General features: G+C 73.0%; 24 protein-coding genes and 1 pseudogene. 14 read left to right on the top strand and 11 right to left on the bottom strand.

Going from position 1 to position 25519, the window contains the following annotated elements; translation table 11 throughout:
• Positions 1 to 10: 10 nt before the first annotated feature.
• The 3 genes from trxB to CMN_RS14470 form a co-directional block, all read right to left on the bottom strand.
• The gene (trxB, locus tag CMN_RS14480) at positions 11 to 1048 is read right to left on the bottom strand and encodes a thioredoxin-disulfide reductase (protein ID WP_015491523.1); all 1038 of its coding nucleotides are present in this window, start codon (positions 1046 to 1048) and stop codon (positions 11 to 13) included.
• A 156-nt stretch (positions 1049 to 1204) separates the two neighbouring features.
• The gene (murJ, locus tag CMN_RS14475) at positions 1205 to 2836 is read right to left on the bottom strand and encodes a murein biosynthesis integral membrane protein MurJ (protein WP_015491522.1); all 1632 of its coding nucleotides are present in this window, start codon (positions 2834 to 2836) and stop codon (positions 1205 to 1207) included.
• A 36-nt stretch (positions 2837 to 2872) separates the two neighbouring features.
• Positions 2873 to 5164, bottom strand: coding sequence for a DUF6049 family protein (locus tag CMN_RS14470; RefSeq protein WP_015491521.1), 2292 nt, complete (start codon positions 5162 to 5164; stop codon positions 2873 to 2875).
• A 91-nt stretch (positions 5165 to 5255) separates the two neighbouring features.
• On the opposite strand from CMN_RS14470, the gene CMN_RS14465 reads away from it, so the two are divergent.
• The 6 genes and pseudogenes from CMN_RS14465 (at position 5256) to dnaB (ending at position 10468) form a co-directional block, all read left to right on the top strand.
• Entirely contained in the window at positions 5256 to 6686 is a 1431-nt protein-coding gene (locus CMN_RS14465; protein WP_015491520.1) for a CCA tRNA nucleotidyltransferase, read from the top strand.
• Positions 6687 to 6870: 184 nt separating this feature from the next.
• Positions 6871 to 7215, top strand: a pseudogene (rpsF, locus tag CMN_RS14460) (30S ribosomal protein S6); the annotation flags it as partial.
• 102 nt (positions 7216 to 7317) lie between these two features.
• Positions 7318 to 7869 (top strand): single-stranded DNA-binding protein, encoded by a 552-nt coding sequence (locus CMN_RS14455; RefSeq protein WP_015491518.1) that lies wholly within the window; start codon positions 7318 to 7320, stop codon positions 7867 to 7869.
• A gap of 36 nt (positions 7870 to 7905) precedes the next feature.
• Positions 7906 to 8169 (top strand): 30S ribosomal protein S18, encoded by a 264-nt coding sequence (rpsR, locus tag CMN_RS14450; RefSeq protein WP_012039648.1) that lies wholly within the window; start codon positions 7906 to 7908, stop codon positions 8167 to 8169.
• An 11-nt stretch (positions 8170 to 8180) separates the two neighbouring features.
• Positions 8181 to 8633: a 50S ribosomal protein L9 gene (rplI, locus tag CMN_RS14445; protein ID WP_012039647.1), complete on the top strand. Its 453-nt coding sequence runs from the start codon at positions 8181 to 8183 to the stop codon at positions 8631 to 8633.
• Between the two features lie 455 nt (positions 8634 to 9088).
• Positions 9089 to 10468, top strand: coding sequence for a replicative DNA helicase (dnaB, locus tag CMN_RS14440; RefSeq protein WP_015491517.1), 1380 nt, complete (start codon positions 9089 to 9091; stop codon positions 10466 to 10468).
• Positions 10469 to 10572: 104 nt separating this feature from the next.
• Here the strand turns inward: dnaB and CMN_RS14435 are convergent, their stop codons facing one another.
• From CMN_RS14435 to CMN_RS14425, 3 genes are all read right to left on the bottom strand, one after another.
• Positions 10573 to 10992, bottom strand: a complete 420-nt coding sequence (locus CMN_RS14435) for a CHY zinc finger protein (RefSeq protein ID WP_015491516.1) — start codon at positions 10990 to 10992, stop codon at positions 10573 to 10575.
• A gap of 70 nt (positions 10993 to 11062) precedes the next feature.
• Positions 11063 to 12688: a peptide chain release factor 3 gene (locus CMN_RS14430; protein WP_015491515.1), complete on the bottom strand. Its 1626-nt coding sequence runs from the start codon at positions 12686 to 12688 to the stop codon at positions 11063 to 11065.
• Between the two features lie 62 nt (positions 12689 to 12750).
• The gene (locus CMN_RS14425; RefSeq protein WP_015491514.1) at positions 12751 to 13140 is read right to left on the bottom strand and encodes a MerR family transcriptional regulator; all 390 of its coding nucleotides are present in this window, start codon (positions 13138 to 13140) and stop codon (positions 12751 to 12753) included.
• 181 nt (positions 13141 to 13321) lie between these two features.
• Here CMN_RS14425 and CMN_RS14420 point away from each other — a divergent pair, with 181 nt between their 5' ends.
• A complete protein-coding gene (locus CMN_RS14420; protein WP_015491513.1) occupies positions 13322 to 14545 on the top strand; it encodes a glycosyltransferase in 1224 nt (407 codons plus the stop codon).
• A 15-nt stretch (positions 14546 to 14560) separates the two neighbouring features.
• Here CMN_RS14420 and CMN_RS14415 read toward each other — a convergent pair whose 3' ends face one another.
• Entirely contained in the window at positions 14561 to 15676 is a 1116-nt protein-coding gene (locus tag CMN_RS14415; RefSeq protein WP_041465597.1) for a glycerate kinase, read from the bottom strand.
• 71 nt (positions 15677 to 15747) lie between these two features.
• Positions 15748 to 16632 carry an ROK family protein gene (locus CMN_RS14410; protein ID WP_015491511.1) on the bottom strand — a complete coding sequence of 295 codons (885 nt, stop codon included), beginning with the start codon at positions 16630 to 16632 and terminating at the stop codon, positions 15748 to 15750.
• Between the two features lie 325 nt (positions 16633 to 16957).
• Between CMN_RS14410 and CMN_RS14400 the strand changes: the two genes are divergently transcribed.
• Both CMN_RS14400 and CMN_RS14395 read left to right on the top strand, forming a co-directional pair.
• Positions 16958 to 17632, top strand: coding sequence for an HdeD family acid-resistance protein (locus tag CMN_RS14400; RefSeq protein WP_045929356.1), 675 nt, complete (start codon positions 16958 to 16960; stop codon positions 17630 to 17632).
• 2 nt (positions 17633 to 17634) lie between these two features.
• Positions 17635 to 17904, top strand: coding sequence for a hypothetical protein (locus CMN_RS14395; RefSeq protein ID WP_015491508.1), 270 nt, complete (start codon positions 17635 to 17637; stop codon positions 17902 to 17904).
• Between the two features lie 82 nt (positions 17905 to 17986).
• Here the strand turns inward: CMN_RS14395 and purB are convergent, their stop codons facing one another.
• Together purB and CMN_RS14385 are read right to left on the bottom strand one after the other, a co-directional pair.
• Positions 17987 to 19369 (bottom strand): adenylosuccinate lyase, encoded by a 1383-nt coding sequence (purB, locus tag CMN_RS14390; protein WP_015491507.1) that lies wholly within the window; start codon positions 19367 to 19369, stop codon positions 17987 to 17989.
• A gap of 13 nt (positions 19370 to 19382) precedes the next feature.
• Positions 19383 to 19910 carry a low molecular weight protein-tyrosine-phosphatase gene (locus CMN_RS14385; protein WP_015491506.1) on the bottom strand — a complete coding sequence of 176 codons (528 nt, stop codon included), beginning with the start codon at positions 19908 to 19910 and terminating at the stop codon, positions 19383 to 19385.
• A gap of 132 nt (positions 19911 to 20042) precedes the next feature.
• On the opposite strand from CMN_RS14385, the gene CMN_RS14380 reads away from it, so the two are divergent.
• Together CMN_RS14380 and CMN_RS14375 are read left to right on the top strand one after the other, a co-directional pair.
• Positions 20043 to 20369 (top strand): hypothetical protein, encoded by a 327-nt coding sequence (locus tag CMN_RS14380; protein WP_015491505.1) that lies wholly within the window; start codon positions 20043 to 20045, stop codon positions 20367 to 20369.
• The gene (locus tag CMN_RS14375; RefSeq protein WP_015491504.1) at positions 20366 to 21727 is read left to right on the top strand and encodes a hypothetical protein; all 1362 of its coding nucleotides are present in this window, start codon (positions 20366 to 20368) and stop codon (positions 21725 to 21727) included. Before CMN_RS14380 ends, CMN_RS14375 begins: the two co-directional genes overlap by 4 nt.
• 8 nt (positions 21728 to 21735) lie before the next feature.
• On the opposite strand, the gene CMN_RS14370 is transcribed toward CMN_RS14375, so the two are convergent.
• Positions 21736 to 22131 (bottom strand): phage holin family protein, encoded by a 396-nt coding sequence (locus CMN_RS14370; protein ID WP_015491503.1) that lies wholly within the window; start codon positions 22129 to 22131, stop codon positions 21736 to 21738.
• A gap of 70 nt (positions 22132 to 22201) precedes the next feature.
• On the opposite strand from CMN_RS14370, the gene CMN_RS14365 reads away from it, so the two are divergent.
• The 3 genes from CMN_RS14365 (at position 22202) to CMN_RS14355 (ending at position 25491) form a co-directional block, all read left to right on the top strand.
• On the top strand, positions 22202 to 23317 hold the full coding sequence (locus tag CMN_RS14365; RefSeq protein ID WP_015491502.1) for a pyridoxal phosphate-dependent aminotransferase: 1116 nt from the start codon (positions 22202 to 22204) through the stop codon (positions 23315 to 23317).
• Positions 23318 to 23326: 9 nt separating this feature from the next.
• The gene (locus CMN_RS14360) at positions 23327 to 24439 is read left to right on the top strand and encodes a thiamine pyrophosphate-dependent dehydrogenase E1 component subunit alpha (protein ID WP_015491501.1); all 1113 of its coding nucleotides are present in this window, start codon (positions 23327 to 23329) and stop codon (positions 24437 to 24439) included.
• A gap of 86 nt (positions 24440 to 24525) precedes the next feature.
• Complete coding sequence (locus CMN_RS14355) at positions 24526 to 25491, top strand: alpha-ketoacid dehydrogenase subunit beta (protein WP_041465595.1); 966 nt, start codon at positions 24526 to 24528, stop codon at positions 25489 to 25491.
• Positions 25492 to 25519 lie beyond the last annotated feature (28 nt).

The following is a 25519-nucleotide window of genomic DNA, read 5'->3' as shown; positions in this document are numbered from 1 at the left end:
GCGCCGGGGACTACGGTCGCTCGGCGCCGACGAGCTCGCCGTCGGGATCCACCGCGCTTCCGGCGGCCGGCGCACCGTGGCCCGCGGGGCCGTCCGGTCCGTCGGTGGCGGCGTCGAGCAGGGCGTCAGGAAGGGACGCGAGGAAGTGCTCCGCGTCGAGCGCCGCGACCGTCCCCGACGCCGCGGCCGTGACGGCCTGGCGGTAGGTGGGGTCGATCACGTCGCCGGCGGCGAACACGCCCGGCAGGTTCGTGCGCGAGGAGCGGCCGTCGACGGCGATGGTGCCCTCCGTGGTGAGCTCCAGCTGCTGGTGGAAGAGGTGCGTGCGCGGATCGTTGCCGATGGCGACGAAGAGGCCCTCGAGCGCGAGCGGGCGCTGCTCGCCCGTGACGGTGTCCTGGAGGACGACGCCCTCGACCTTCTCGCCGCCCGTGATGTCGACCACCTGCGCGTTCCAGATGAACTCGATCTTCGGGTTCTCGAACGCGCGCTCCTGCATGATCTTGGAGGCGCGCAGCGAGTCCTTGCGGTGGATCACGTAGACCTTCTCCGCGAAGCGGGTGAGGAAGGTGGCCTCCTCCATGGCGCTGTCGCCGCCGCCGACGACCGCGATGGTCTTCTGGCGGAAGAAGAAGCCGTCGCACGTGGCGCACCAGGAGACGCCGTGTCCGCTGAAGCGGTCCTCCGCGGGGAGGCCGAGCTTGCGGTACGCGGATCCCGTCGCGGCGATGACCGCGAGGGCCTCGTGGACGTCGCCGTTGCCGAGGGTGACGCGCTTGACGTCGCCCGTCAGCTCGACCGACGTGACGTCGTCGAGGACGACCTCGGTGCCGAAGCGCTCGGCCTGCGCCTGCATCGCCATCATGAGGTCGGGGCCCTGGATGCCGTCGGTGAAGCCCGGGTAGTTTTCGACCTCGGTGGTGTTCATGAGCTCGCCGCCGGCCTCGACCGAGCTCGCGATGAGGAGGGGCGTGAGGTTGGCGCGCGCGGCGTAGATGGCGGCCGTGTATCCCGCGGGACCGGAACCGATGATGATGATCTGACGCACGACGGCTTCTCCTCCACTGCTCGGCGGGGCGCCTTCCCGGCGCCCGCTCACCTCTGCAACAGACCCACGGTAGCGGCTATTCCTGCGGCTCCACCGGGCGGGGTCGTGTGCGCGGACAGGCCTCGACGGGGGTCGGACGTGCGGCGGCGTGAGGGGTCAGCGGCGGCGGATGCGGCGCATGACGGGGCCCGCGAGCTGCTGCAGCTCGGAGGAGCGCATGGCGGCCAGCGCGGCGAGGTAGACGGCCGTCATGACGGCGGCCAGCGTGATCCCGACGAGGAGCGCCTGGCCCTTCGACGCGACGCCGACTCCCTCGAACGCGCCGCCGGAGGCGAGGGTGAGCAGCGCGTTGCCGACGAGCGCGGTCGGCACCGCGGCCACGACGAAGCGGACGGCGCCGCGGAGGATGCGGCGGCCGTCGATGCGGCCGATGCGCCGGCGGAGGAGCACCGCGGCCAGCACGGCCTGCCCGGTGACCGTGACGGTCTGCAGCACGGCGAGCCCCACGCCGATCAGCTCGACGGGCTGCTGGGAGATGACCAGGGCGCCGACGATGAACAGCACGACCTGCGCGCACTGGATGAGGAACGGCGTGCGCGTGTCCGAGAGCGCGTAGAAGGCGCGCTGCAGCACGAACAGGGTGCTGAACGCAGGCAGCCCGAGGATGAAGGCGATGAGGACGACGCCATAGCCGCGGACCTCGCCGATGTCGCCCGACACCATCACGCGCGCCACGGGTCCGGCGAGCACGGCGATCAGCGCGGTGGACAGCACGGTCATGAGGCCGACGAGCCGGACGGCGGAGGAGAGGTCCGCCCGCATGCTGTCGTGGTCGCCCTCGCCCGCGTGCGTGCTCATGCGCGTGAAGTAGGCGGTGGCGATGGAGACCGCGAAGATCGAGTGCGGCAGCATGAAGAACAGCCACGCGTTCAGGAGGATCGTGCTCGACGGGCTGTCCGAGGTGGCCGCGATGTTCGCGACGTTCGACTGCGCGATGCCGGCCAGCTGCGTGACGACGAGCATGCCGAAGGTCCAGCCCGCGAGGCGGCCCGCCGTGCCGAGGCCCACGCCCCGCCACGCGAAGTCGAAGCGGAAGCGGAGGCCGACACGGCGCCAGAAGACGAAGAGGATGAGCGCCTGGGCGACGACGCCGAGGGTGGCGGATCCGGCCAGCACGACGATCTTGTCGAGGCTCCAGTCGTCGACCGGGCGGCTGCCGGATCCGAACATCGCCTGGAAGACGAGCAGGCCGGCGATGGCGACCACGTTGTTGAGGACCGGTGCCCACGTGAACGGGCCGAAGGACCCGCGCGCGTTCAGCACCTCGCCGAGCACGGCGTAGAGCCCGTAGAAGAGGATCTGCGGGAGGCACCAGTACGCGAACGCGACGACGAGCGCGAAGACGTCCGGCGGCAGCGTGGCGGCGTAGAGGCGCGAGACGACGGGAGCCCCGACGGTCGCGAGGAGCGTGACGCCGCCGAGCACGACGATCGCGATGGTCACGAGCTTGTTGATGTACCCGGCGCCGCCGTCCGCGTGCTTCGCGGCGCGCACGACCTGCGGCACCAGGACGGCGTTGAGGACGCCGCCCGCGATGATCACGTAGAGGTTGTTGGGCAGCTGGTTCGCGTTGGAGAACGCGTTGGAGCTGCCGAGGGTCGCACCGATGGTCTGCAGCAGCACGATGGCCTTGACGAAGCCGAGGATGCGCGAGACGAACGTGCCCGAGGCGAGGAGGGCCGACGCGCGGCCGATGCCGCCTCCGCGCGGGGCGGGCGCGGCCGTCACGAGGCGACCGCGGCAGGGGGGCGTGGCGCGAACCGGTCAGTCATCGATCTCCTCGGGCAGGCCGGCGAGCTGCCGGGCGCGGGCGCGGCGGCGCTTGCGGATGCTGCGGAACAGGCCGAAGCCGAATAGGAGGGCGACCGCGGCGACGAACAGCGTCGTCACGACGGCCTCGAAGCCGGCGCGGATGAAGAGCTCGACGGGCGCGCTCTCGCCAATCTGGACGGAGCCGTCCTCGGTCGTCAGCCGCGCGGTGACCACGACGTCGCCGTTCGAGATGGCGGTGATGGGCGGTCGGGCCGAAGCGCTGCCGTGCGCGGGGACCGTGACGAGCGCGGAGTCGTCGACGCGGATCCGCCCGCTGCCCGCGACGATCGAGAGCCGTACCGCGACGGGTTGGTCGAGCGCGTTGCTGACGTTGATCAAGAGGCTCGTCGTGTCGCTGATGACGGTGTTCTGGCGGGTGGTGATGGCCACGGAGTCCAGCAGCGCGTGGGCCTGGGCGCTGTAACCGTCCTGGACGGTCACAGCCCCATCCGCGTCGTCGCGCCACCGGTTCGCGAGCGTGGCGAGGAGGAGCATCCGCTGCTGGCCGGTGATGAGCTCGGGACGCTCGACCGCCTTCGCGAACGCGTCGACCTGGGCCTCGAGCGACATCGCGTCGGCGACCCGCTGGACCCGGGTGGCGTCCTCCGGGTGGTCGACGACCTGGAGGGGGACGGGCGCGGTCGCGAAGGCCGCGCCCAGCTGCGCGGTGTCGCTGAAGGGGAGCCCCTGGATCGCGTCGAGCAGCTGTCCCAGGCGGCCGCCGGAGGCCGCCCAGCCGCGCTCCAGGCCCGCGACGACGACATGGCCGTCGGCCGCGCGCGCATCGGCCGCGAGGGTCGCCGAGAGCTCGGCCAGCGTGATCCCGAACGCCTTGTCCGTCTCCGCGGAGAGCGCGCGGTCGACGAGGGCGGAGACCCGCGCGTCGGTCACGAGCACGGTCGTGTCGCCGATCCTCCCGGTGGCGCCGACTGACCCGGAGCCCGTGGACTGCACGTCGCCGCTCGCGAGGATCGCGGTCGTGGTGCCGCTGGCGGCCAGCACCCCGAGGTCGCCGGACGTGATGGTGCCCGCGGCCGGCCAGGAGACGCCGGAGATCGTGTAGTCCCAGGCGGTCAGGTCGGCGAGGCTCGGGACGGGGGAGAGCGCCGGAGCGGTGGGCGTGGGGCTCGGCTCGGGACTGGACGAGGGGGCGGGCGTCTCGGCCGGTGCGGAGGTCGCGGCTCCCGCGACGGCGGATCCGCCGGCCGTGCCGCTCGCGGCGGGGGACTCCGTGGCCGTGGGGGTCGCGCTGGGCGTCGAGCTCGGCGCGGGAGTCGAGCCCGGCGCGGCGAACCGGCTCGCCCGCACGGCGTAGGTGGTGTCCGTGGGCGCGAGGAGCGTCGCGGCACCGGCCTGCGCCTGCACGGCGACGTCGGCGTCCGCCCAGGCCAGCGCGAAGGTCTCGTTCGGCAGCTCGCGGAGGCGCTGCAGCCACTCGACGGCGGACGTGGGAGCGTCGGCGCCGAGGATCCGGATGGACGCGATGATCCGGGGGTCGATGCCCACCGCGACGGGCCGCCCGGAGATCGCGTCCAGCTGGCGCGTCAGCGTGCCGCTCGCCGAGGTGTAGGTCGCGAGGGCCTCGGCGTCGATGAAGTCGGAGGCGCTCGGCGGCACGGTGAGCGGCATGACGGCCACGACGGGCGTGGGGGCCGGATCCGCTCCCGGACTCCAGACGACGGCCCCGCGCCCGGTCGCGACGTCCTCGCCGCCCGCCTCGAGCTCGGCCGTCAGCCCGCGCGGGCCGAAGCCGCCGCGGCTGCCCTGCAGCGCCACGGTCGCCGACGGCACCGTGATGCCCACGTCGACCGTTCCCCCTGCGGGCACCACGGGGGTGTCGGTGCGGCCGATGCGCGGGCCCGTCCGCGTGTTCTGGTCGGTGGACGCCGTGTTGAGCCAGCCGTCGATCTTGGCGCGGGTGTCGAGGACGGTGCGGTTGAGGTCGAGGTCGATGCGCCCGGCCGGGACCGCGGCGTCCGTGGCGTTGACCACGGAGACGGTGACGGCGAGGTCCTCGCCGGGGGTGAGGATCCCCTCGGCCGCGGGCGTGACGGTGAGCGTCACGCCGTCGGTGGCCGCGTGCGCCGGGGTCGACGGACCCGCGACCGTCCCGGCGGCGAGCGTCCCGGCGGCGACCGTGACGCATACGAGGGTGGAGATCGTGCGTCGGGCGGATCGCCGGATCGACCGGAGTGCTCTGTCCGTGCGGGTGGGGCCGGCGTCGTGTCGAGGCGCGGCGTGCATCTGGCGATTCTAAATGGCTGGCCCCGCACGGCCTGTGTGCCCTCGCCGTGGACGCCGACGCCGGTCGCCGCCCGCCGTAGACTGTCCGACCATGCACAGCGTCGCACAGGCCCTCGAGCGTCTCCGCGAGCTGGCCGCATCGCCCCCGGTCGCCGTGCTCGCCCGCGCCTTCCACGAGGCGGGCCACGAGCTCGCCCTCGTCGGCGGACCGGTCCGCGACTCCTTCCTTGGCCGAGCCGCGACCGACCTCGACCTCACCACAGACGCCCGCCCGGATCGCATCCTCGAGATCGTGAAGCCCGTCGCCGACGCCCACTGGGACATCGGCCGCGCGTTCGGCACCATCGGCGCGCGCGTGAAGGGGGAGCAGGTCGAGATCACGACCTACCGCACCGACCAGTACGACGGCGTCTCCCGCAAGCCCGAGGTCGAGTTCGGCTCCTCGCTCGAGGAGGACCTCGTGCGCCGCGACTTCACGGTCAACGCGCTTGCCGTGCGCCTGCCCCAGGTGGTCCTGGTGGATCCGTCCGGCGGCATCGACGACCTCCTCGCCCAGCTGCTCCGCACGCCCGTCGCCCCGGAGGTCTCGTTCGGCGACGACCCGCTCCGCATGATGCGCGCCGTCCGCTTCGCCTCGCAGCTCGGCTTCCGCCTCGACGACGGTGCGCTCGCCGCCATCCGCGACATGGCACCGCGGATCCTCGACATCTCCGTCGAGCGCGTGAGCGACGAGCTCTCCAAGCTGCTGCGCACGCCCGAGCCGCGCGCGGGCCTCGACCTGCTCGTGGAGGGCGGCCTCGCCGAGCACGTGCTGCCCGAGCTCCCCGCGATGAAGCTCGAGGCCGACGAGCACCACCGCCACAAGGACGTCTACCAGCACTCCCTCCAGGTGCTCGACCAGGCGATCGACCACGAGCGCTCCCGCCACCCCGGCAAGGCGCCGGACCTCGTGCTCCGGCTGGCCGCGCTCCTCCACGACATCGGCAAGCCGTCCACGCGTCGCCTCGAGCCCGGCGGGGTCGTGACCTTCCATCACCATGACGTCGTCGGATCCAAGATGGCCAAGCGCCGACTCCGCGCCCTCCGCTTCGACAACGACACCATCGCGTCCGTCGCGCGCCTCATCGAGCTGCACCTCCGCTTCTTCGGCTACACCGAGGGCGGCTGGACCGACTCGGCCGTCCGCCGCTACGTGCGCGACGCCGGCCCCGAGCTCGAGCGCCTGCACATGCTCACGCGCGCCGACGTCACCACGCAGAACCGCCGCAAGGCCGACCGCCTCGGATTCGCCTACGACGACCTCGAGACCCGGATCGCCGAGCTCGCCGAGCAGGAGGAGATGGCGGCCGTGCGCCCCGACCTCGACGGCGAGGCGATCATGCGCATCCTCGACGTGCCGCCGGGCCCGGTCGTGGGCCGCGCCTACCGATTCCTCCTCGAGCTGCGACTCGACGAAGGCCCCCTCCCGGAGGACGAGGCCGAGCGTCGCCTCGTCGCGTGGTGGGCCGCCGAGCAGGCCTGATCCGCGTCAGCGCGGCCCTCGGCCTGGTGCGACTCCTCCCCATCCGGTAGTCTTGCGAGGTTGTCCGCCCGGCAACGGGATTCCCCGGCCCCGCGCGGACAGATGCACATACCCTCCTGTCGCAGATCGTCTGCGACCGTTCAAGTCCGAAGGAGGTGGGTTAGTGACGCATCAGTACGAACTCATGGTGATCCTCGATCCCGAGATCGATGAGCGCACCGTCGCTCCCAGTCTCGACAAGTTCCTCAACGTCATCCGCACCAGCGGTGGCACCGTCGACTCCGTCGACGTCTGGGGCCGTCGTCGACTGGCGTACGAGATCAACAAGAAGAACGAGGGCATCTACGCCGTCGTCCAGCTCACCGCCACGAGCGAGGCCACGCAGGAGCTCGACCGCCAGCTGGGTCTGAGCGAGGCCGTCATGCGCACCAAGGTGCTGCGTGCCGAGGAGGCCATGGCCATGGTCGCGTCCGCTCGCAAGCTCGCCGACGAGAAGGCCGCCCGCAAGGCAGCCGCCACGTCCAAGGCCGCAGACGCCGCGCCTCAGGCGCCCGCCACGGACGCCGCTCCGGCGACGCCCGGCAAGCCGGCGGCGCAGGCCGCTTCCAGCGAGAAGACCGGGGAGTAGTCGATGGCCGGCGAAACCATCATCACGGTCGTGGGCAACCTCACCAGTGATCCGGAGCTGCGATACACGCAGAACGGGCTGGCGGTAGCCAACTTCACCATCGCCTCCACGCCGAGGTCCTTCGACCGCGCGAGCAACGACTGGAAGGACGGCGACGCCCTCTTCCTCCGTGCGAGCGTGTGGCGCGAGTTCGCCGAGCACGTGGCGTCCTCGCTCACCAAGGGCTCGCGTGTCGTCGCGACCGGCCGCCTCAAGCAGCGGTCCTATGAGACGAAGGAGGGCGAGAAGCGCACCTCCATCGAGCTCGAGGTCGACGAGATCGGCCCCTCGCTCCGCTACGCGACCGCTCAGGTCACGCGCGCGGCCGGCGGCGGCGGCAACGGCGGCGGAGGCAACTCCGGCGGCGGTGGCCGTGGCCAGTTCGGTGGCGGACAGCCCCAGCAGCAGGTGGCCGAGGAGCCGTGGGGCACCCCCGCGAGCTCCGGCGGCAACTCCGGCGGCGGCGACGGCGGCTGGTCCAACCCCGGCAACTTCAACGACGAGACGCCCTTCTAGGGCTCGTCGCACTACGTACGAAAGACAGGAAGAATCATGGCTGGAAAGAGCAGCGGCGACCGCCGCAAGCCTCTCCGCGGAGCCAAGGGCGGCAAGAACGCCGCCCCGGCGAAGTCCATCCGCGTCGGCGTCATCGACTACAAGGATGTCGCCACCCTCCGCAAGTTCATCTCCGAGCGGGGAAAGATCCGCGCTCGTCGCATCACCGGTGTCTCGGTGCAGGAGCAGCGCCTCATCGCGCGCGCAGTCAAGAACGCGCGTGAGATGGCACTTCTCCCCTACGCCGGCTCCGGCCGTTAAGGGGTAATGGAATGTCGAAAGTGATCCTCACGACCGAGGTCTCCGGCCTCGGTTCCCCCGGCGACGTCGTCGAGGTCAAGAACGGGTTCTCCCGCAACTACCTCGTCCCCCAGGGCTTCGCGGTCATCTGGAGCCGTGGCGGCGAGAAGCAGATCGAGCAGATCAAGGCCGCGCGTGCCGCTCGCGAGCACGCGACCATCGAGGAGGCGCAGGACCTCAAGAGCCGCCTCGAGGCCAAGATCGTCAAGCTGACCGTCAAGGCCGGCCAGGGCGGACGCCTCTTCGGCTCCGTCAAGACGTCCGACATCGCCAAGGCGGTCGAGGAGTCCGGCATCGGCCAGGTCGACAAGCGCAAGATCGAGATCCCCAACGCCATCAAGGCCACGGGGAACCACGAGGCCACGATCCGGCTCCGTGACGACATCGTCGCCACGATCAGCCTGCAGGTCGTCGCCGCGAAGTAACGCAACACGAGATCGATGGCGGTGGGCTCATGGAGCCCACCGCCATCGGCGGTTAACCAGCCGGTCAGAGGGCCCTGGATCCCCAGTCCCATCCACAGGCGGACCCCTAGCAGACGAACCCTCAAGCCCTGGTGCAGACTAGTTTTCCCACACTGGTGGGTGAGAACTCCATCCCAGGTCAGGTGCGTATTCCGGTCCGAAAAAAGTCAGTAGTGCACAGGCTTGTCCCCAGCTAGTCCACACGATCCCCGGCGTTTCGCCCACTTTGTCCACAGTCTCGTCCACAGGGGCATTTGGTGCTGGTGTGACCGGATCCATATCGTGGGGCAGCGCCCGTCGAACGGGTCGCGGAGGACCCGTGAGCGGTCCGGCCGACGTCATCCGAGCGGTGTCGGAGGTCCGAGCTAGAACGGTCGTGCGGGCGCATCCGCCCAGCCGACCGAGGGGAGCCGCACGTGTCCATCGCCCATCTGGGTCTCGCCAGCGAACGGGACGAGCGCGACAAGCGCGCCGGTCACGAGCGCACGCCGCCGCACGACCTCCTCGCCGAGCAGAGCGCCATCGGCGGCATGCTCCTCAGCAAGGACGCAGTCGCGGACGCGGTCGAGCAGGTGCGGGCGATCGACTTCTACATCCCGAAGCACGAGATCATCTTCGACGCGATCCTGTCGCTCTACTCGCACGGCGAGCCGACGGACGTCATCGCGGTCACGGACGAGCTCACGAAGCTCGGCGAGCTGAGCCGGGCGGGCGGGGCGGACTACCTCCACACGCTCACGAGCGTCGTGCCCACGGCCGCCAACGCGGGCTTCTACGCGTCCATCGTCGCCGAGAAGGCCGTCCTGCGGCGCCTGGTCGAGGCCGGCACCCGCATCGTGCAGATGGGCTACGCCAGCGAGGGCGAGGTCGTCGACCTCGTCAACAACGCGCAGGCCGAGATCTACGGCGTCACGGGCGGCGTGGAGGCCGAGGACTACGTGCCGCTGACGGACGCGGTCACGGTCGCCATCGACGAGATCGAGGCCGCGAAGGGCAAGGACGGCCAGATGACCGGCGTGCCCACGGGCTTCGCCGACCTCGACGCGCTCACCAACGGCCTGCACCCGGGCCAGCTCATCATCGTCGCCGCGCGTCCTGCGCTCGGCAAGTCGACGCTGGCGCTCGACTTCGCGCGCGCCGCGAGCATCAAGTACGACATGCCGTCGATCTTCTTCAGCCTCGAGATGGGGCGCAGCGAGATCGCGATGCGCCTCCTCTCCGCGGAGGCCTCCGTGCCGCTGCAGAGCATGCGCAAGGGCACGGTGGACGCGCGGGACTGGACGACCATCGCGCAGACCCGCGGCCGCATCAACGACGCGCCCCTCTACATCGACGACAGCCCGAACATGACGCTCGTCGAGATCCGCGCCAAGTGCCGCCGGCTCAAGCAGAAGGTCGGGCTGAAGCTCGTCGTCATCGACTACCTGCAGCTCATGACGAGCGGCAAGAAGGTCGAGTCGCGCCAGCAGGAGGTGTCGGAGTTCTCGCGGGCGCTCAAGCTCATGGCGAAGGAGCTGCAGGTGCCGGTCATCGCGCTGTCGCAGCTCAACCGAGGCCCCGAGCAGCGTGCCGACAAGATGCCGGCCATCTCCGACCTCCGCGAGTCCGGGTCGCTCGAGCAGGACGCCGACATGGTCATCCTGCTGCACCGCGAGAGCGCGTACGAGAAGGACAACCCGCGGGCGGGCGAGGCCGACTTCATCGTCGCCAAGCACCGCAACGGGCCGACGGGCACCATCACGGTCGGCTTCCACGGGCACTTCTCGCGCTTCGCGGACATGCCCGCGGGCGGGTAGCCGACCTCGGACCCGTCGAGGGGGACGGGCGTCCGTCACCGGTCACGAGTCACGGGCCGCCGACGGGCGAGGACGAAATCCGGACGCACCCGATGGCGTGCGCTTCAGGGTGCGAAGTAGAGGTGGGCGTGGGCAGCGCAACCGGGGTTGAAGGCGGCGCCGCAGCTCGGGCAGGAGTCCGCCGCCAGGTACTCGGGCACGGACATGGTGGTGCGGCATACGCCGCAGAGCGCGGCCGGCAGGTGGTGTTCGGCGCGGGGGATCACCGCGAGCGGGTGGTCGGCGACGGCCGCGTGGCAGAGGTGGCACGGGTACCAGGCGTCGCAGCAGGGAGCACGGAGGGCGACGACGTCGAGCGCGGATCCGTAGTGCACGCAGCGGGTCTCGGCGTCGATCGCCGGGCCGCGGACGACCCCCGCATCGGCGTCCGTGGTCGTCTCCCGGAGGATCGCAGCGGACTCGACGGCCGATACGTGGACGGGAGCGGCATTGCGGGCCAGGCTGTGACCGGCCGAGGGGGTCACGACCAGTTCTCCCGGATCCAGGGGCACCGACCCGTGACCGGGTGAGGGGGTCACGCGCGCGTCCGCGGCATCAGGCGTCGGGGAGGGCCGTCGCGGCGTCGACGAGGGTGAGCTCGGGGCTGTCACGCTGGATCGCCTTGAGTCGCCACGGGGTGGTGATCAGGGTGATGTGCGTGCCGTCGGACCGCACGAGCACCTCGACGCCGGTGGTCTTGGCGAGGGCCGGAGCGGAGGCCGCGTCGGTGATCCGCGCGACCTGGTACTCGAGCGGCTCCATGCGCAGCGGCGCGCGGAACTCGTTCGTCATGCGCTCGACGACGACCTCGAACTGCATGGGGCCGACCGCGCCGAGGACGGGCGCCTGGTCGCCGCGGAGGTCGGAGCGCATCACCTGGATGACGCCCTCGTGGTCGAGCTGCTCGATGCCCTTGCGGAACTGCTTGTGGGTGCTCGTGTCCTTGGAGCGCACGACGCGGAAGAGCTCCGGCGCGAACTGCGGGAGGCGCGGGAAGGTGACGGGGGAGCCGTCGAAGAGCGTGTCGCCCACGCGGATGTTGGACGCGTTCACGAGGCCGACGACGTCGCCCGGGTAGGCGTCGTCGACGGTGGAGCGCTCGCGCCCGAAGAGCTGCTGCGCGTACTTCGTGACGAAGGGGCGGCCGGTCTGGGCGTGCGTGACCGTCATGCCGCGGTGGAAGACGCCCGAGCAGATCCGCATGAACGCGAGGCGGTCGCGGTGCGCGGTGTTCATGCCCGACTGCACCTTGAAGACGAAGCCGGAGAAGTCCTCCTCGACGGGGCGCGTGCGGTCCTGCTCGTCGGGACGCGGCTGCGCGGCCGGGGCGATGGCGTCGAGCGCGTCGAGGATGTGGGTCACGCCGAAGTTGAGGACCGCGGCCGCGAAGAGGACGGGCGTGGTCCGGCGGGCGAGGAACGACTCCTCGTCGTGGTCCTGGCCCTCCTCGTGCAGGAGATCGCTCTCCTCGACCGCGTTCGTCCAGGCGGATCCGGCCGCGGCCAGCGCCTCGTCGGGCGACATGCGCGTCTCCGGGGCGATGCTCGCGCCGCCCGCGGTGCGCGTGAAGTGCACGCACTCGCCGCTCGAACGGTCGACCACGCCGAAGAACGCGCCGGACTCGCCGACGGGCCACGTGAGGGGGGTGGGCAGGAGGCCCGTGCGCTCCTTGATCTCGTCCATGAGGTCGAGCGGCTCGCGGCCCGGACGGTCCCACTTGTTGATGACGGTGATGATCGGGATGCGGCGCTGGCGACACACCTCGAACAGCTTCATGGTCTGGGTCTCGAGGCCGCGGGAGGCGTCGACGAGCATGATCGCGGCGTCCACCGCGGAGAGCACGCGGTAGGTGTCCTCGGAGAAGTCGGCGTGGCCGGGGGTGTCGACGACGTTCATGACGGTGTCGCGGTGGGTGAACTGGATCGCCGCCGAGCTCACCGAGATGCCGCGCTCCTTCTCCATGTCCATCCAGTCGGAGACCGTGGACTTGCGGCCCTGCTTGCCGTGCACCGCACCGGCGGACCCGATGGCGTGCGCGTGCAGCAGCAGCGCCTCGGTGAGCGTGGACTTGCCCGCGTCGGGGTGGGAGATGACGGCGAAGGTGCGACGGCGGGACGCCTCGCGCAGCACGGTGGAGGCGGAGGCCGAGGCGGGCGCGCGGGGAGGGGTGATGGTCGACACCTCCCCATGGTACGAGGCCGTCGCGTGAGGGTCCGCGCCGGGGCGCGTGCGCGGCCTCCGGGTCAGCGCGCGCGGAGGCGGTCGAGGAACTCGTCGGCCATCGCGAGGTGCTCGGCGAGGCGGCGGCGGCGCTCCTCGGCGTCGGCGACGAAGGCGGCGAGATCCGCCCGCAGGGAGGCGGTGTCGTCGTCGGGGCCGGCGGCGTCGAGGGCGTCGGAGACCTCGAGCAGGCGCATCATCTCCTCGAGCGAAAAGCCGAGCGGCTTCATCCGGCGGATGAGGAGGAGGCGCTCCAGGTCCTCGTCGGTGTAGAGGCGGAAGCCGCCGTCGGAGCGGCCGGACGGGCGCAGGAGGCCGGTCTCGTCGTAGTGGCGGAGCGTGCGGTGCGACAGGCCGGTGCGCTCGGCGAGCTCGCCGATCTGCATGGTCGCGGGGCCGGCGGGTCGCATCATGCGGGCCTCCAGAGGGGCTCTCCCCGGGCAGGGGGAGGTGGTCGGGTTGCGGACGGGCGACCGCATCCCCCCATTCTCCCGGATCGGGGGCCCGTCGCACCGCCCCCGTCCGGGCGGCGTCGCGATCCGGACGGGCGTCGCGCCAGGGGCTCGGCGCGGCACCCGCTCGTAGGATCGGCGCATGAGGATCGCGTTCGTCTCGCTGCACACGTCGCCGATCCAGAAGCCCAGCACCGGCGACGCCGGCGGGCTCAATGTCTACCTGCTGGAGCTCGCGCGGAGCCTCGGGCGGCAGGGGCACGAGGTGCGGCTGATCACGCGCGCGACGGATCCGGCCGACCCGGCGGTGCTGCCCGTCGCGCCGGGCGTCGAGCTGCTCGCGCTGCGGGCGGGACCGGCGGGGCCGCTCGCGAAGGAGGAGCTGCCCGGGATCACGGACGCGTTCGCGGACGCGCTCGCCGCGTTGCCGCCGGCGGACGTCGTGCACGCGCACTACTGGCTGTCGGCCGTCGCGGCGCTGCCGGTCGCCCGCGCGTGGGGCGTGCCGCACGTGCTGACGCTGCACTCGGTCTCCGCGGGCAAGAACCGCCGGCTCGTGGCGGGGGACACCCCGGAACCGGCGTCGCGGCTCGCGGACGAGGGGCGGCTGGTGCGCGCGTCGGACCTCGTGGTCGCGTCGGCGGAGTCGGAGAAGCGGCTGCTCGTGGAGGCGTACGACGCGGATCCCGCGGACGTGCACGTCGTGGCGCCGGGTGTGGAGGAGTCGTTCCTGCGGGAGCCGTCGGGCCGCGACGGCGGCGGGCGGGTGCGGATCGTGCTGCTCGGGCGGATCCAGCCGCTCAAGGGGCAGGACGTGGCTCTGCGGGCCCTCGCCCTCATGGATCCCGCGACCCGGCCCCTGCTCGTGATCGCCGGCGGGGTCTCGCCCGGCCGGAACGCGTACGTGGCGAGCCTGCACGCGCTCGTGCGCTCGCTCGGCCTCGAGGACGACGTGGTCTTCGCGGGCGCGCTCGACCGGGCGGCGACCGCGCGGACGCTCGCTGGTGCACACCTCGCGCTCATGCCGTCGGCCGCGGAGACCTACGGGCTCGTGGCGGTCGAGGCCGCGGCGTGCGGCACGCCCGTCGTCGCGTCGCGGACGGAGGGGCTCGTCGACTCGGTGCGGGAGGGCGTGAGCGGTGTGTTCGTGGCCTCGCGGGATCCCGCCGACTGGGCCCGGGCCATCCGCGACCTGCTCGCCGACCGGCCCGCGCTCGCGCGGCTCTCGGCCTCGGCGCGGGCCCACGCGGCCGGGCGCACCTGGGACGTCGCGGCGGCGGACGTGGCGGAGGAGTACCGGGCGCTGCGGGAGCGGGCGGCGGGTGCCGGTGGACGCGCTGAGCCGGTGGCGGGCTCGCGGGACTGAGCCGGGGCGGCCGCCTCAGCCCGTCCACGCGCGTCCACGGGCCACGTCCTCCGCGGCGCGCTCGAGCCAGGTGACGGCGTCCGCGCGCGCGGCGTCCCCGGATCCGGCGAGGTCGGTGAGGGAGCGCGCGGCCGCGAACCCGTCGGTGGGGGCGGCCACGGAGCCCGCGACGAGGATCGCCGCGGTCGCGTGCGCCCGGGCGAGGTCGAGCACGTGCGAGGCGACCTTGCCCGTCCGGGACTGCGCGTCGAAGCGTCCCTCGCCGGTGATCACGACGTCGGCGCCCGAGACGAGGCCGGCCAGTCCGATCGCGTCGGCCACGCCGGCGGATCCGGATCCCACCACGGCACCCCACGCGACGAGGCCCGCCGCCGTGCCGCCCGCCGCACCCGCACCCGCGGTGGCCGGATCCACGCCGAGCAGGCCGGCGAGGTGCGCGAGGCCGGCGTCGAGCGCGCGGACGTCCGCCGGCGTCGCGCCCTTCTGCGGACCGTAGACGGCGGCGGCGCCCGCGGGCCCGGTGAGGGGAGCGCGGACGTCGCCGAGGATCCAGGCGCCGCCCGCCGGGAGCGCCCGGAGCCCGGAGAGGTCCAGCGACGCGATGCCCGCGAGCGCGCCGCCGCCGTCGCCGGCCGGGGAGCCGTCGGCGTGGATCGCCCGCGCGCCCAGCTCCCGCAGCGCGCCGACGCCGCCGTCCGTCGAGGAGCTGCCGCCGAGCGCGAGCAGCAGGCGCGGGACGCCGGCATCCAGCGCCGCGCGGATCGCCTGGCCGAAGCCGCGGGTGTGGGCGGTGAGCGGGCGGAGCGGATCTAGCAGCGTGATCCCGCTCGTCGACGCGACCTCCACGACGCCCGTGCCGTCGGGCAGGTGGAGCCAGTGCGCGTCGACCGGCCGGTCGTCGGGTCCGGTGACGCGGACGGGCATGCGCCGCGCCCCCGGGACGGCCGCGTCGAGCACGTCGAGCGTGCCCTGACCGCCGTCGGCCATGGGCGCGATCACCACCTCGTCGTCGGGTCGGGCGCGGAGCCAGCCGCGACGGAGGGCCCGGGCGGCCTGGACGGCGGTCGCGGATCCGGTGAGCGAGTCGGGCGACACGACGACGCGCAGCGGGCGGGGAGCGGCGGTGCTCATGGCGCCAGTCTGCCGGACGGGGTCGCGCACGGTCATGGGGGCGGGGCCCGCCGGGACCGCGCGGAGCCGGATCAGTCGGGCGCGACACCTGCCCGGTGCGCGAGCAGCGCCGCGCCCACCAGCCCGGCGTCGTTGCCCCGGCTCGCCGCGATGATCTCGGTGTCGAGGTGCAGGAAGCCGGAGAAGCGCCCGAACTCGTGCGCCGCCGCGCCGCCTACCACGATGAGGTCGGGCGACATGATCGACTCGAGGTGCCGGTAGTACAGCTCCAGCCGCGCCGCCCACTCCTCGAAGGTCAGCCCCTCGCGTCGCACCGCGGAGAACGCGGCCTGCATCTCGTAGTCGCCGCCGTCGATGTGGACGTGGCCGAGCTCGCTGTTCGGGATCAGCGTGCCGTCGTGCAGCAGCGCCGTGCCGATGCCGGTGCCGAGCGTCGTGAGGATCACGAGGCCGCCGCGGCCCTGCAGCACGCCGTACTCGAGCTCCGCCACCCCGGCGGCGTCGGCGTCGTTGACGGTGAGCACGTCGATCCCGCTGCGCTCGCGGATGGCGGTGCGCGCGTCCATGCCGAGCCAGCGGTCGGAGATGTGGGCGGAGGAGCGCACGATCCCGTCCCGCACGATGCCAGGGACGCCGACGCCCACGGGCAGGTCCTCCTCGGGCGTCAGCGCCAGCACGATCTCGGCGATCACGTCCGCGATGTCCTCGGGCTCGCCGCCGACGGGCTTCGCCACGGTCATGCGCTCGGTGAGCCGGATCCCCGTGGTGGTGTCGACGATGCCCGCCTTGAGCGTCGTGCCGCCGATGTCGATGCCGAGCGCGAGCCGGTCGCGACGGGCGAGGGCCTCCGCGGCGCCCTCGGGGGCGGCGACGACGGCGCGGTCGACGGGGATGAACCCGCCTGCCGTCCGGCCGCTCTCGGGGGCGGGCCGCGGCGCGGTCTCGGGCTGGGGCACGGCGGGGCCTCTCGGTTGCGGGTTGCGGGTTGCGGGGCGCGGGTGCGCGTCGCGCGGAGCGGCGGATCGGGCGGGCCCGACGCGCGGATCCCGGGCCGGCGGCCGCGGGGCCGTCGCGCCTCAGAACGCCCGGTTCGCGTAGACGATCCCGCAGGCCACGCCCACGGCGCAGACGACCGCGAGCCCGACGACCGCACCGGTCGCCGCGGCGGCCAGACGGGGGAGGGGACTCGTCACGCGTCGAGCCTAGGCCAGCCCGGCGGGACCGTCACCGCGGCGTCCGGCCGAGCATCCGCCCAGGAACCCACCGAGTAGGCTGGCCCGGATGGAGAGAGAGGCTGCCGTGTCCGAGGACGAGCTGACGTTCCGGGCGGCGTACTGGCCCGTGCTCCTCCTGCGCGCACTGCCCGCCCTCGCGCTCGGCGCGTTCATCACCTTCTCGAGCGACCACTCGCCGGCCCTCGGCCTCGTGGCGTTCGGCGTCTTCGCGATCCTCTCCGGCCTGATCACCACGGTCCTCGGCGCGCGCGCCCTCCGCGGTCCCGCCGCCCGGCTCCGCATGAGCGCCGTCGCCCAGGGCGCGATCACGGTCGTGGCCGGCGTCGCCGCGCTGCTCGCCCGCGGCGGCGGCGTGCTCGTCCTCCTCTACGTCGTGAGCATCTGGGCCGTCGTCACCGGGTTCCTGGAGCTCGTCGCCGGCCTGCGCTCCCGCGGCCGTGTGCCGGGCGCCACCGACGCGATCACCGCCGGCGCGCTCACCGTGGTGCTCGCCGTCGCCTTCCTCCTGGTGCCGCCGGACCTCGTCGTCCAGTACGGCGGGGTCGAGCAGCGCGAGGGCCAGCTCACCGCGCCCGTCGTGGCCGTCGGCCTCCTGGGCGCCTACGCGGCGATCGTCGGGGTCTTCCTGGTCATCGCCGCCCTGAGCATGAAATGGGGCACCTCCACGCCCACCGCGACCTCCGCGGCGGCAGCCCCCACGACCACCGAGAGCGCGAGCTGACCGTGACTTCTGACATCCGCAAGGACCGCATGCGCCCCGCCGAGCTGCTCGGCATCGCGGCGGCGCTCGCCGCGTTCGTCGGCCTCATCGTGGCGCTCAGCACGCGGCCGGGCGACGCGCAGTCGTGGACGGTCGTGATCGTGTTCACGGGAGTCGCCTTCATCGGCGCCCTCGTGATGCTCGCCATGCTCGCCCTGTCGTTCAAGCCGAACCGCGACGAGCTGCTGGACATGGACGAGCAGGACCACCCGGACCGGCCCACCCGCCACTGAGACGCCGGGATCCGCCCCGGCTCGATCTCCCCGCTGAGCCCCGCCGGGATCCCCGCCCCGACGGGGATCCCGATGCCCGGCCTCAGAGGATGTGGTCGACCAGCTCCGACGCGAGCCCCGCGTACCCGGCGGGGGTCAGCTCGAGGAGCCGTGCCTTGGCGGCATCGCCGATGTCGAGCCCGGAGACGAACGACCGCATCTCGTCGCGTCCGACGCGCTTGCCGCGCGTGAGCTCCTTGAGCACCGCGTACGGGTCGCTGATGGAGCTGCGCCCGGCGACGATCTCCGCCCGGATGACCGTCTGGATCGCCTCGCCGAGGATCTCCCAGTTCGCGTCGAGGTCGGCCGCGAGCAGCGCCCGGTCGACGTCGATCTCGAGGAGTCCGCGCCCGATGTTGTCGAGCGCCAGCAGCGAGTGGCCGAGCGCGACGCCGACGTTGCGCTGCGTCGTCGAGTCGGTGAGGTCGCGCTGCAGCCGCGAGGTGACGAGCGTCGACGCGAGCGAGTCGAGCAGCGCGTCCGACAGCTCGAGGTTCGCCTCGGCGTTCTCGAACCGGATGGGGTTGATCTTGTGCGGCATGGTCGACGACCCGGTGGCGCCCGCCTGCGGGATCTGACGGAAGTACCCCATGGAGATGTAGGTCCACACGTCGGTGCAGAGGTTGTGCAGCACCCGGTTGACGTGCGCGATGCGCGTGTAGAGCTCGGCCTGCCAGTCGTGCGACTCGATCTGCGTGGTGAGCGGGTTCCACATGAGGCCGAGCGACGTGACGAACGCGCGGGACTCGGCCGGCCAGTCGACGTCGGCGTCGGCCGCGAGGTGCGCCGCGAACGTGCCCGTGGCGCCGCTGAACTTGCCGAGCACCTCGACGTCCTCCACGTCGGCCCGCAGGCGCTCGAGCCGGTGCACGAACACCGCGAGCTCCTTGCCGAGCGTGCTGGGCGTGGCCGGCTGACCGTGCGTGCGCGACAGCATGGCGTCGTCGCGGAAGAGGAGGGCCCGCTCGCGCAGCGCGCCGATGACGGAGACGAGCTTCGGCAGCCACACCTCGCGCACGGCCCGGTCGATGACGAGCGCGTAGGAGAGGTTGTTGATGTCCTCGCTGGTGCACGCGAAGTGGGTGAGCTCGGCGACGTGACCGAGGCCGAGCTCCTCCAGGCGGTCGCGCACGAAGTACTCGACGGCCTTCACGTCGTGCCGGGTGACGGCCTCGACGCGGGCGAGCGCGTCGATCTGCTCCTGCCCGAAGCCCGCGACGACCTCGCGCAGCGCCGCCTTCTGCGCGTCCGTGAACGGCGAGGAGGAGAGGAGCGACCGGTCGGTGAGGTGGATGAGCCACTCGATCTCGACGTGGATGCGCGCCCGGTTGAGGCCTGCCTCCGAGAGGTGCTCGCCGAGCTCGGTGACGACGGGGGCGTAGCGGCCGTCGAGGGGGCTCAGCACCTGCGGGGGCAACGGGCTCATGCGGGGGGATCTCCTAGCTGGGGGGACGGATGCCGGGCTCCACCTGCGCGAGGAGGGCCCGGGCGGCTCGGTCTATCATCCCAAGAACCCGATCGAACATCGCCGCATCCGTGTAGTAGGGGTCGGGCACGTCCCGCAGGTGGGCCTGTGGAGGATCGAACGACAGCAGCAGGTGGATCTTCGCCCGGTCCGCCTCCGTCCGGGCCCACTGGCGCAGCGTCCGCTCCTGGCCGCGGTCGAAGACGACCACCAGGTCGAGGTCGGGGAGCGTGTCCGGGTCGAACTGCTTGGCGCGGTGCGCGGATCCCGACAGGCCGTGGCGCTCGAGCGCCGCGAGCGTGCGCGCGTCCGCCTGCTCGCCCACGTGCCAGTCGCCCGTGCCGGCGCTCGTCACGGAAACGCGATCCGCGTGCCCGGCGCGCTGCACGAGGTCGCGGAAGACGACCTCCGCCATCGGGGAGCGGCAGATGTTGCCGGTGCAGACGAAGGCGATCCGGAAGACGGGTGGGGCCGTCGGGTCCGGAGTGTCGGGGGCTCCCATGCGCTCATTCTGTCGGCTGCGGTCCCTCCCCACACTCTCGGATCCCTCCTCCGTCCCCCGGATGCGGCGTCCGGCGGCCCGCAGTCCCCGCCGCAGCGCACGATGCGGGCCGACGGGAGAGGACGGGACGCGATGCGGGAAGAGCCGGGCGGATGGGGTGCGGGCGGGGGCGATCCGCTCGGAGGCACGGGGAGGGAGGGCGGCAGCACGCCCGGCCAGCTCCGCGCCGAGGCGCTGACGCGCGCTCATGCGCTCGCCGTCGTCGCCGACGCGGTGGCGGAGACGCACCGCGGCATCGTCTCCTGCCGGGACGACCCGTCCTGGTCCGGACGCGCGCACGACGCCTTCATCCGCGCCCTCGACGACCTCGCCGGCCGGGTGGCGCTCGCCGGCACCCTCCTCCACGACGCGCATCCCCCCGCCGGCTCGGTGCCCGGCTGCGCCGGAGCGCACGCGTGACCGCGGCGGTCGCGGGGCTCACCGTCACCGAGGGAGGCGGCACCGCGGTCGAGACGGACGCCCTCACGCGCATCGCCGCGCGGCTCGACGACGAGGCCGGGCGGCTCGACGACCATGCCCGTGCGCTCGCCCTGCCGCCGCTGGTCGCCACGATCGCGGGAGACCACGATGCGAGCCTCGACGCCCCGCGCGGTCTCCTGTCGTCCGCCGCCCACGACGCGCGGGCGCTCGCCGCCGACCTGCGTCGGGTCGCCGCCGAGTACGCGGACGGCGAGCGGGACGTCGACCGCTGCGTCCGCTCCGTGGCGGGCGACGGTGCGACGGCTGCCGCCCGCCCGTCCCCGGGTGGCCTCGGCGACCAGCTCGTCCGCGTGGGGACGGACGGGTTCCGGCTGCTGGGCGTGGGCGTCATGCTCGCCCTCCATCCCGACGGGCTCGGCCGGATCATGCTCCCCGGCGTCCTGCGGGACGCCGTCTCGGACGTCGCGGCGTCGGCCACGCGCCTCCTTCCGCCGCGCCCCGCGGGGGACGACGGCGTGCGGGAGGCCGCCGCGGGCCTCCTCGCCGCGCTGGGCGCCGTCGGCATCCTGCGTGACGCGCCCGCGACCGTCCGCGCCCGCCGCGACGCCCTCCGCCCGGCGCCGTCGACCCTGGCGGACCTCGCCGACCGGATCCCCGACCCGGTCCCCGGCGCCCCGCAGATGCGCGTCGAGGAGTACCGGGCGCCGGACGGACGCCGCCGCTTCGTCGCCTACCTCGGCGGCATGGTGACCCTGGATCCGCGCACCGGCCGCGAGGACTTCGATCCGGCCTCGGCGGCCGCCGCGCTCGCCACCGAGGGCGGATCCGCCGTCCATGCGGCCGAGACGGCGCTCCGCGAGGCCGGCGCGACCGCGGAGGACGAGGTCTACGTCGTCGGCTACTCGATGGGCGGGATCCTCGCGCGATCCGTGGGCGACGCCCCCGGCTTCCACGTGACCCACGAGCTCACGTTCGGCTCCCCGGTCGGGCAGCTGCCGATCCGCCAGGGGATCGACGGCGTCGCGGTGGAGCACACGGACGATCCCGTCCCCGCGCTCGGGGGCGGGCGCCCGTCCGACGGCGACGCGGGCGACGACGTCGTGGTGCGCGCCCCGGCGTTCGGGCCGACCGCATCGGCGGGTCTACTCGACGCGCACCAGCTGGGCACGTATCGGACGACGGCGACCGAGATGGACGCCTCACGTTCCCCGCTCCTGGAGCGGGCGCGGGACGAGCTCCACGGGTTCCTCCACGGGGCGACGCCGGTCGCGTCCCACCTCTACCGGGCGGAGCGGGCCCCGCTCCCACCGCCCGGCGGATCGGGCGGTGGGATGTGACGCGCGGGTCAGGCCCTCGCGGTCACCGGGCGGAGCACGAGACCCACCAGCCAGCTGAAGAACGCCATGAGGAGGGCGCCGAGCACGCCCCACCAGAAGCCCTCGACCGTGAGGCCGAAGCCCAGCGCGTCGGAGATGGCGGCCACCAGGAGGAAGAGCAGCCCGTTGACGATGAGCGCGATGAGGCCGAGCGTGAGGATGTAGAGGGGGAAGGCCACGATGCGGACGGCGGTGCCGATCACGCCGTTCACGACGCCGAAGATCGCGCCGAGCAGCAGGTACGTGAGCACGGTGGCCGTGGTGTCGCCCGGTTCGTAGGCGGTCACGACGGTGCCGGAGACGATGAGCGTGGTGAGCCAGAGCGCGACGGCGTTGACGACCACGCGGACGAGGAATCGGGGCATGCGCCGATCCTCGCAGACGCCGCCCTCGCGGACCATGGGCCGCGCGGCGGCCCGCCCGTAGAATCGCCCGGTGATCCCCGAACCCGCGCCCCTCGACGATGCCGCACCCGTCCGGCTCCGTCCCGCCATCGCCGCCATGGTCGCGTACCGCCAGGGCAAGCCGGCCGGCGAGGACGACTTCAAGCTCTCCAGCAACGAGAATCCGTTCGATCCGCTGCCCTCGGTGCTCGCCCGTATCGACCAGGTGCGCGATGTGAACCGCTATCCCGACGCGGGCGCGACCCTGCTGCGCACCGCGCTCGCCGACCGCTTCGGCGTCACGGTCGACCACGTCCACGCCGGCGCCGGATCCGTGGCGATCCTCTCGCAGCTCATCACCGCGGCCGCGGGCCCCGGCGACGAGGTCGTCCACGCCTGGCGCTCCTTCGAGGCGTACCCCACCCTCATCACCGTCGCGGGGGCCACGGGCGTGCCGGTGCCGAACCTGCCCGACCACGCGCACGACATCGACGGCATGATCTCCGCGCTCACCGACCGCACGCGCGTCGTCATCGTCTGCACCCCGAACAACCCCACGGGCACGCTGGTCAGCGAGGCCGACCTCGAGCGCCTGCTCGCCGCCGTCCCGCGCGACGTGCTCGTGCTCCTCGACGAGGCGTACGGCGAGTTCGTCGGACCGGAGCATGCCCTCGACGGCATGCGCCTCCTCGCCGACCACCCGAACCTCGTCGTCCTCCGCACATTCTCGAAGGCGTACGGGCTGGCCGGCCTCCGCATCGGCTACGCCGTGGGCCACCCGCGCATCCTCGACGCCGCCCGCTCCGCCGCCATCCCGCTCTCCGTCACCGGCCACGCGCAGCATGCGGCGCTCGCGTCGCTCGAGCACGAGGACGAGCTCCTGGAGCGCGTGGCCGTGCTCGCCCGCGACCGCGACGAGGCCTGGCGCGCGCTCACCGAACAGGGCTGGGCAGTGCCGCGACCGCACGGCAACTTCGTCTGGCTGGCCACGGGCGCCGAGACCGCGGAGGTCGAGGCGCAGCTCGCCGCGGCGGGGCTTGTCGTCCGGGCCTTCGCGTCGGAGGGGATCCGCGTCACCATCGGCGAACCCGCCTCTGTCCGGAAGCTACTGAACGCCTCGGCGGGAATTGTCCGGGGGCTGCCGGAGGGCCACCCGGCGCGCCGGTAGGTTGGGACGATGCCGGAAAGCGATGTGACGGTCCAGCTCCTGACCCCCGCGGGCGAGCTCGCACCGAGCGACTCCGCCGAGGAGTTCCTCCCGTACTTCGAGCGACTCACGGAGGACGACCACAGCGGCTTCCTCCGCGACATGCGCCTCACGCGGGCGTTCGACCTCGAGGCCACGAACCTCCAGCGCCAGGGCCATCTCGGCCTCTGGGCTCCGAGCACGGGGCAGGAGGCGGCGCAGGTCGGATCCGGCCGGGCCACGCGCCCGCAGGACCACGTGTTCCCCGCCTACCGCGAGCACGGCGTCGCCCTCATCCGCGGCATCGACCCCGTCGACATCGTGCGGCTCATGCGCGGCGTCACCCACGGCGGCTGGGATCCGGCGGCGGGCAACTTCCACCTCTACACGCTGGTCATCGGCTCGCAGGCGCTGCACGCCACGGGCTACGCGATGGGCGTCGCGTTCGACGGCGACGTCGCCACCGGGGATCCCGACCGCGACACCGCCGTCATCGCCTACTACGGCGACGGCGCCACCAGCCAGGGCGACGTGAGCGAGGCGTTCGTCTTCGCGGCGAGCTTCCAGACCCCGCAGGTCTTCTTCCTCCAGAACAACCACTGGGCGATCTCGGTGCCGGTCTCCACGCAGTCGCGCACCCCTCTCTACCTCCGCTCGCGCGGCTTCGGCGTGCCGAGCACGCAGGTCGACGGCAACGACGTCTTCGCGAGCTACGCCGTCACGGCCAAGCACCTCGATGACGCGCGCAACGGCGACGGGCCCTCCTTCATCGAGGCGCTCACCTACCGCGTCGGCGCGCACACCTCGAGCGACGACCCCACGAAGTACCGCACCGACGACGAGCTGCAGGGCTGGGTCGCGAAGGACCCCATCGCCCGGCTCGAGGCGTACCTCCGCAACCAGGGCGCGCCGCAGTCGCTCTTCGACGGCATCGACGAGGAGGCCAAGGACCTCGCCGCCGACGTCCGCCGCCGCACCATCGAGCTCACGAGCCCCGCGCTGCCCGGCATCTTCGATCACGTCTACTCGGAGCCGCACCCCGTCACGACGGAGCAGCGCGAGTGGCTCGAGCGCTACGAGGCTTCCCTGGAGGGGAACCGATGACCGACACCATCGACCGCGCCGCGACCCCCGCGGGATCCGACGACGCCGCGACGAGCGGCACGGGCGCCCCCGCCGGCATCGAGAGCATGCCCATGGCGAAGGCGCTCAACGCCGGCCTCCGCCGCGCGCTCGAGGAGGACGAGAAGGTCCTGCTCATGGGCGAGGACATCGGCCCGCTCGGCGGCGTCTTCCGCATCACCGAGCACCTGCAGCGCGACTTCGGCGCCCGCCGCGTCATCGACACCCCGCTCGCCGAGTCCGGCATCGTCGGCACGGCCATCGGCCTGGCGATGCGCGGCTACCGGCCCGTGTGCGAGATCCAGTTCGACGGGTTCATCTACCCGGCCTTCGACCAGATCACGAGCCAGCTCGCCAAGATCACCAACCGGCACGAGGGCGCCATGCGCATGCCCGTGGTGATCCGCGTGCCGTACGGCGGCCACATCGGCGCCATCGAGCACCACCAGGAGAGCCCCGAGGCGTACTTCGCGCACACCCCCGGCCTCCGCGTCGTCAGCCCGAGCACCCCGCACGACGCCTACTGGATGATCCAGGAGGCCATCAAGAGCGACGACCCGGTCATGTTCTTCGAGCCCAAGGCCCGCTACCGGCCGAAGGGCGAGGTCGACTTCTCGGCTCCCGGAATCGGCCTGCACGAGAGCCGCGTGGTCCGCTCCGGCACCGACGTCACGCTCGTCGGCCACGGCGCCATGGTCGCGATGCTGCTGCAGGCCGCCGAGCTCGCGGCGGAGGAGGGCACGAGCGTCGAGGTCGTCGACCTGCGCTCGCTGTCGCCCGTCGACTACGGCCCCATCCTCGAGTCGGTGCAGCGCACCGGCCGCCTGGTCGTCGCGCAGGAGGCGCCCGGCCATGTGTCCGTCGGCTCCGAGATCGCGGCCACCGTCACCGAGCGCGCGTTCTACTCGCTCGAGGCGCCGGTGATCCGCGTCTCCGGCTTCGACGCCCCGTTCCCACCCGCGAAGCTCGAGACGCTGTACCTCCCGGATGCCGACCGCATCCTCGAGGCCGTCGACCGCTCGCTCGCCTACTAGACGCCGCACCCGTCACGACGCCCGCCGC

The organism is Clavibacter nebraskensis NCPPB 2581 (assembly GCF_000355695.1).
Classification (GTDB): domain Bacteria; phylum Actinomycetota; class Actinomycetes; order Actinomycetales; family Microbacteriaceae; genus Clavibacter; species Clavibacter nebraskensis.
This window is presented reverse-complemented; position numbering and strand designations above follow the sequence as displayed.

Coding starts and splice junctions, on each gene's coding strand:
- rpsR (WP_012039648.1), top strand. CDS start 7,906: ATGGCTGGAAAGAGCAGCGGCGACCGCCGCAAGCCTCTCCGCGGAGCC.
- CMN_RS14455 (WP_015491518.1), top strand. CDS start 7,318: ATGGCCGGCGAAACCATCATCACGGTCGTGGGCAACCTCACCAGTGAT.
- rplI (WP_012039647.1), top strand. CDS start 8,181: ATGTCGAAAGTGATCCTCACGACCGAGGTCTCCGGCCTCGGTTCCCCC.
- CMN_RS14355 (WP_041465595.1), top strand. CDS start 24,526: ATGCCCATGGCGAAGGCGCTCAACGCCGGCCTCCGCCGCGCGCTCGAG.
- CMN_RS14415 (WP_041465597.1), bottom strand. CDS start 15,676: ATGAGCACCGCCGCTCCCCGCCCGCTGCGCGTCGTCGTGTCGCCCGAC.
- CMN_RS14420 (WP_015491513.1), top strand. CDS start 13,322: ATGAGGATCGCGTTCGTCTCGCTGCACACGTCGCCGATCCAGAAGCCC.
- CMN_RS14425 (WP_015491514.1), bottom strand. CDS start 13,140: ATGATGCGACCCGCCGGCCCCGCGACCATGCAGATCGGCGAGCTCGCC.
- CMN_RS14360 (WP_015491501.1), top strand. CDS start 23,327: ATGCCGGAAAGCGATGTGACGGTCCAGCTCCTGACCCCCGCGGGCGAG.
- CMN_RS14380 (WP_015491505.1), top strand. CDS start 20,043: ATGCGGGAAGAGCCGGGCGGATGGGGTGCGGGCGGGGGCGATCCGCTC.
- CMN_RS14400 (WP_045929356.1), top strand. CDS start 16,958: ATGGAGAGAGAGGCTGCCGTGTCCGAGGACGAGCTGACGTTCCGGGCG.
- CMN_RS14470 (WP_015491521.1), bottom strand. CDS start 5,164: ATGCACGCCGCGCCTCGACACGACGCCGGCCCCACCCGCACGGACAGA.
- CMN_RS14370 (WP_015491503.1), bottom strand. CDS start 22,131: ATGCCCCGATTCCTCGTCCGCGTGGTCGTCAACGCCGTCGCGCTCTGG.
- CMN_RS14465 (WP_015491520.1), top strand. CDS start 5,256: ATGCACAGCGTCGCACAGGCCCTCGAGCGTCTCCGCGAGCTGGCCGCA.
- purB (WP_015491507.1), bottom strand. CDS start 19,369: ATGAGCCCGTTGCCCCCGCAGGTGCTGAGCCCCCTCGACGGCCGCTAC.
- CMN_RS14385 (WP_015491506.1), bottom strand. CDS start 19,910: ATGGGAGCCCCCGACACTCCGGACCCGACGGCCCCACCCGTCTTCCGG.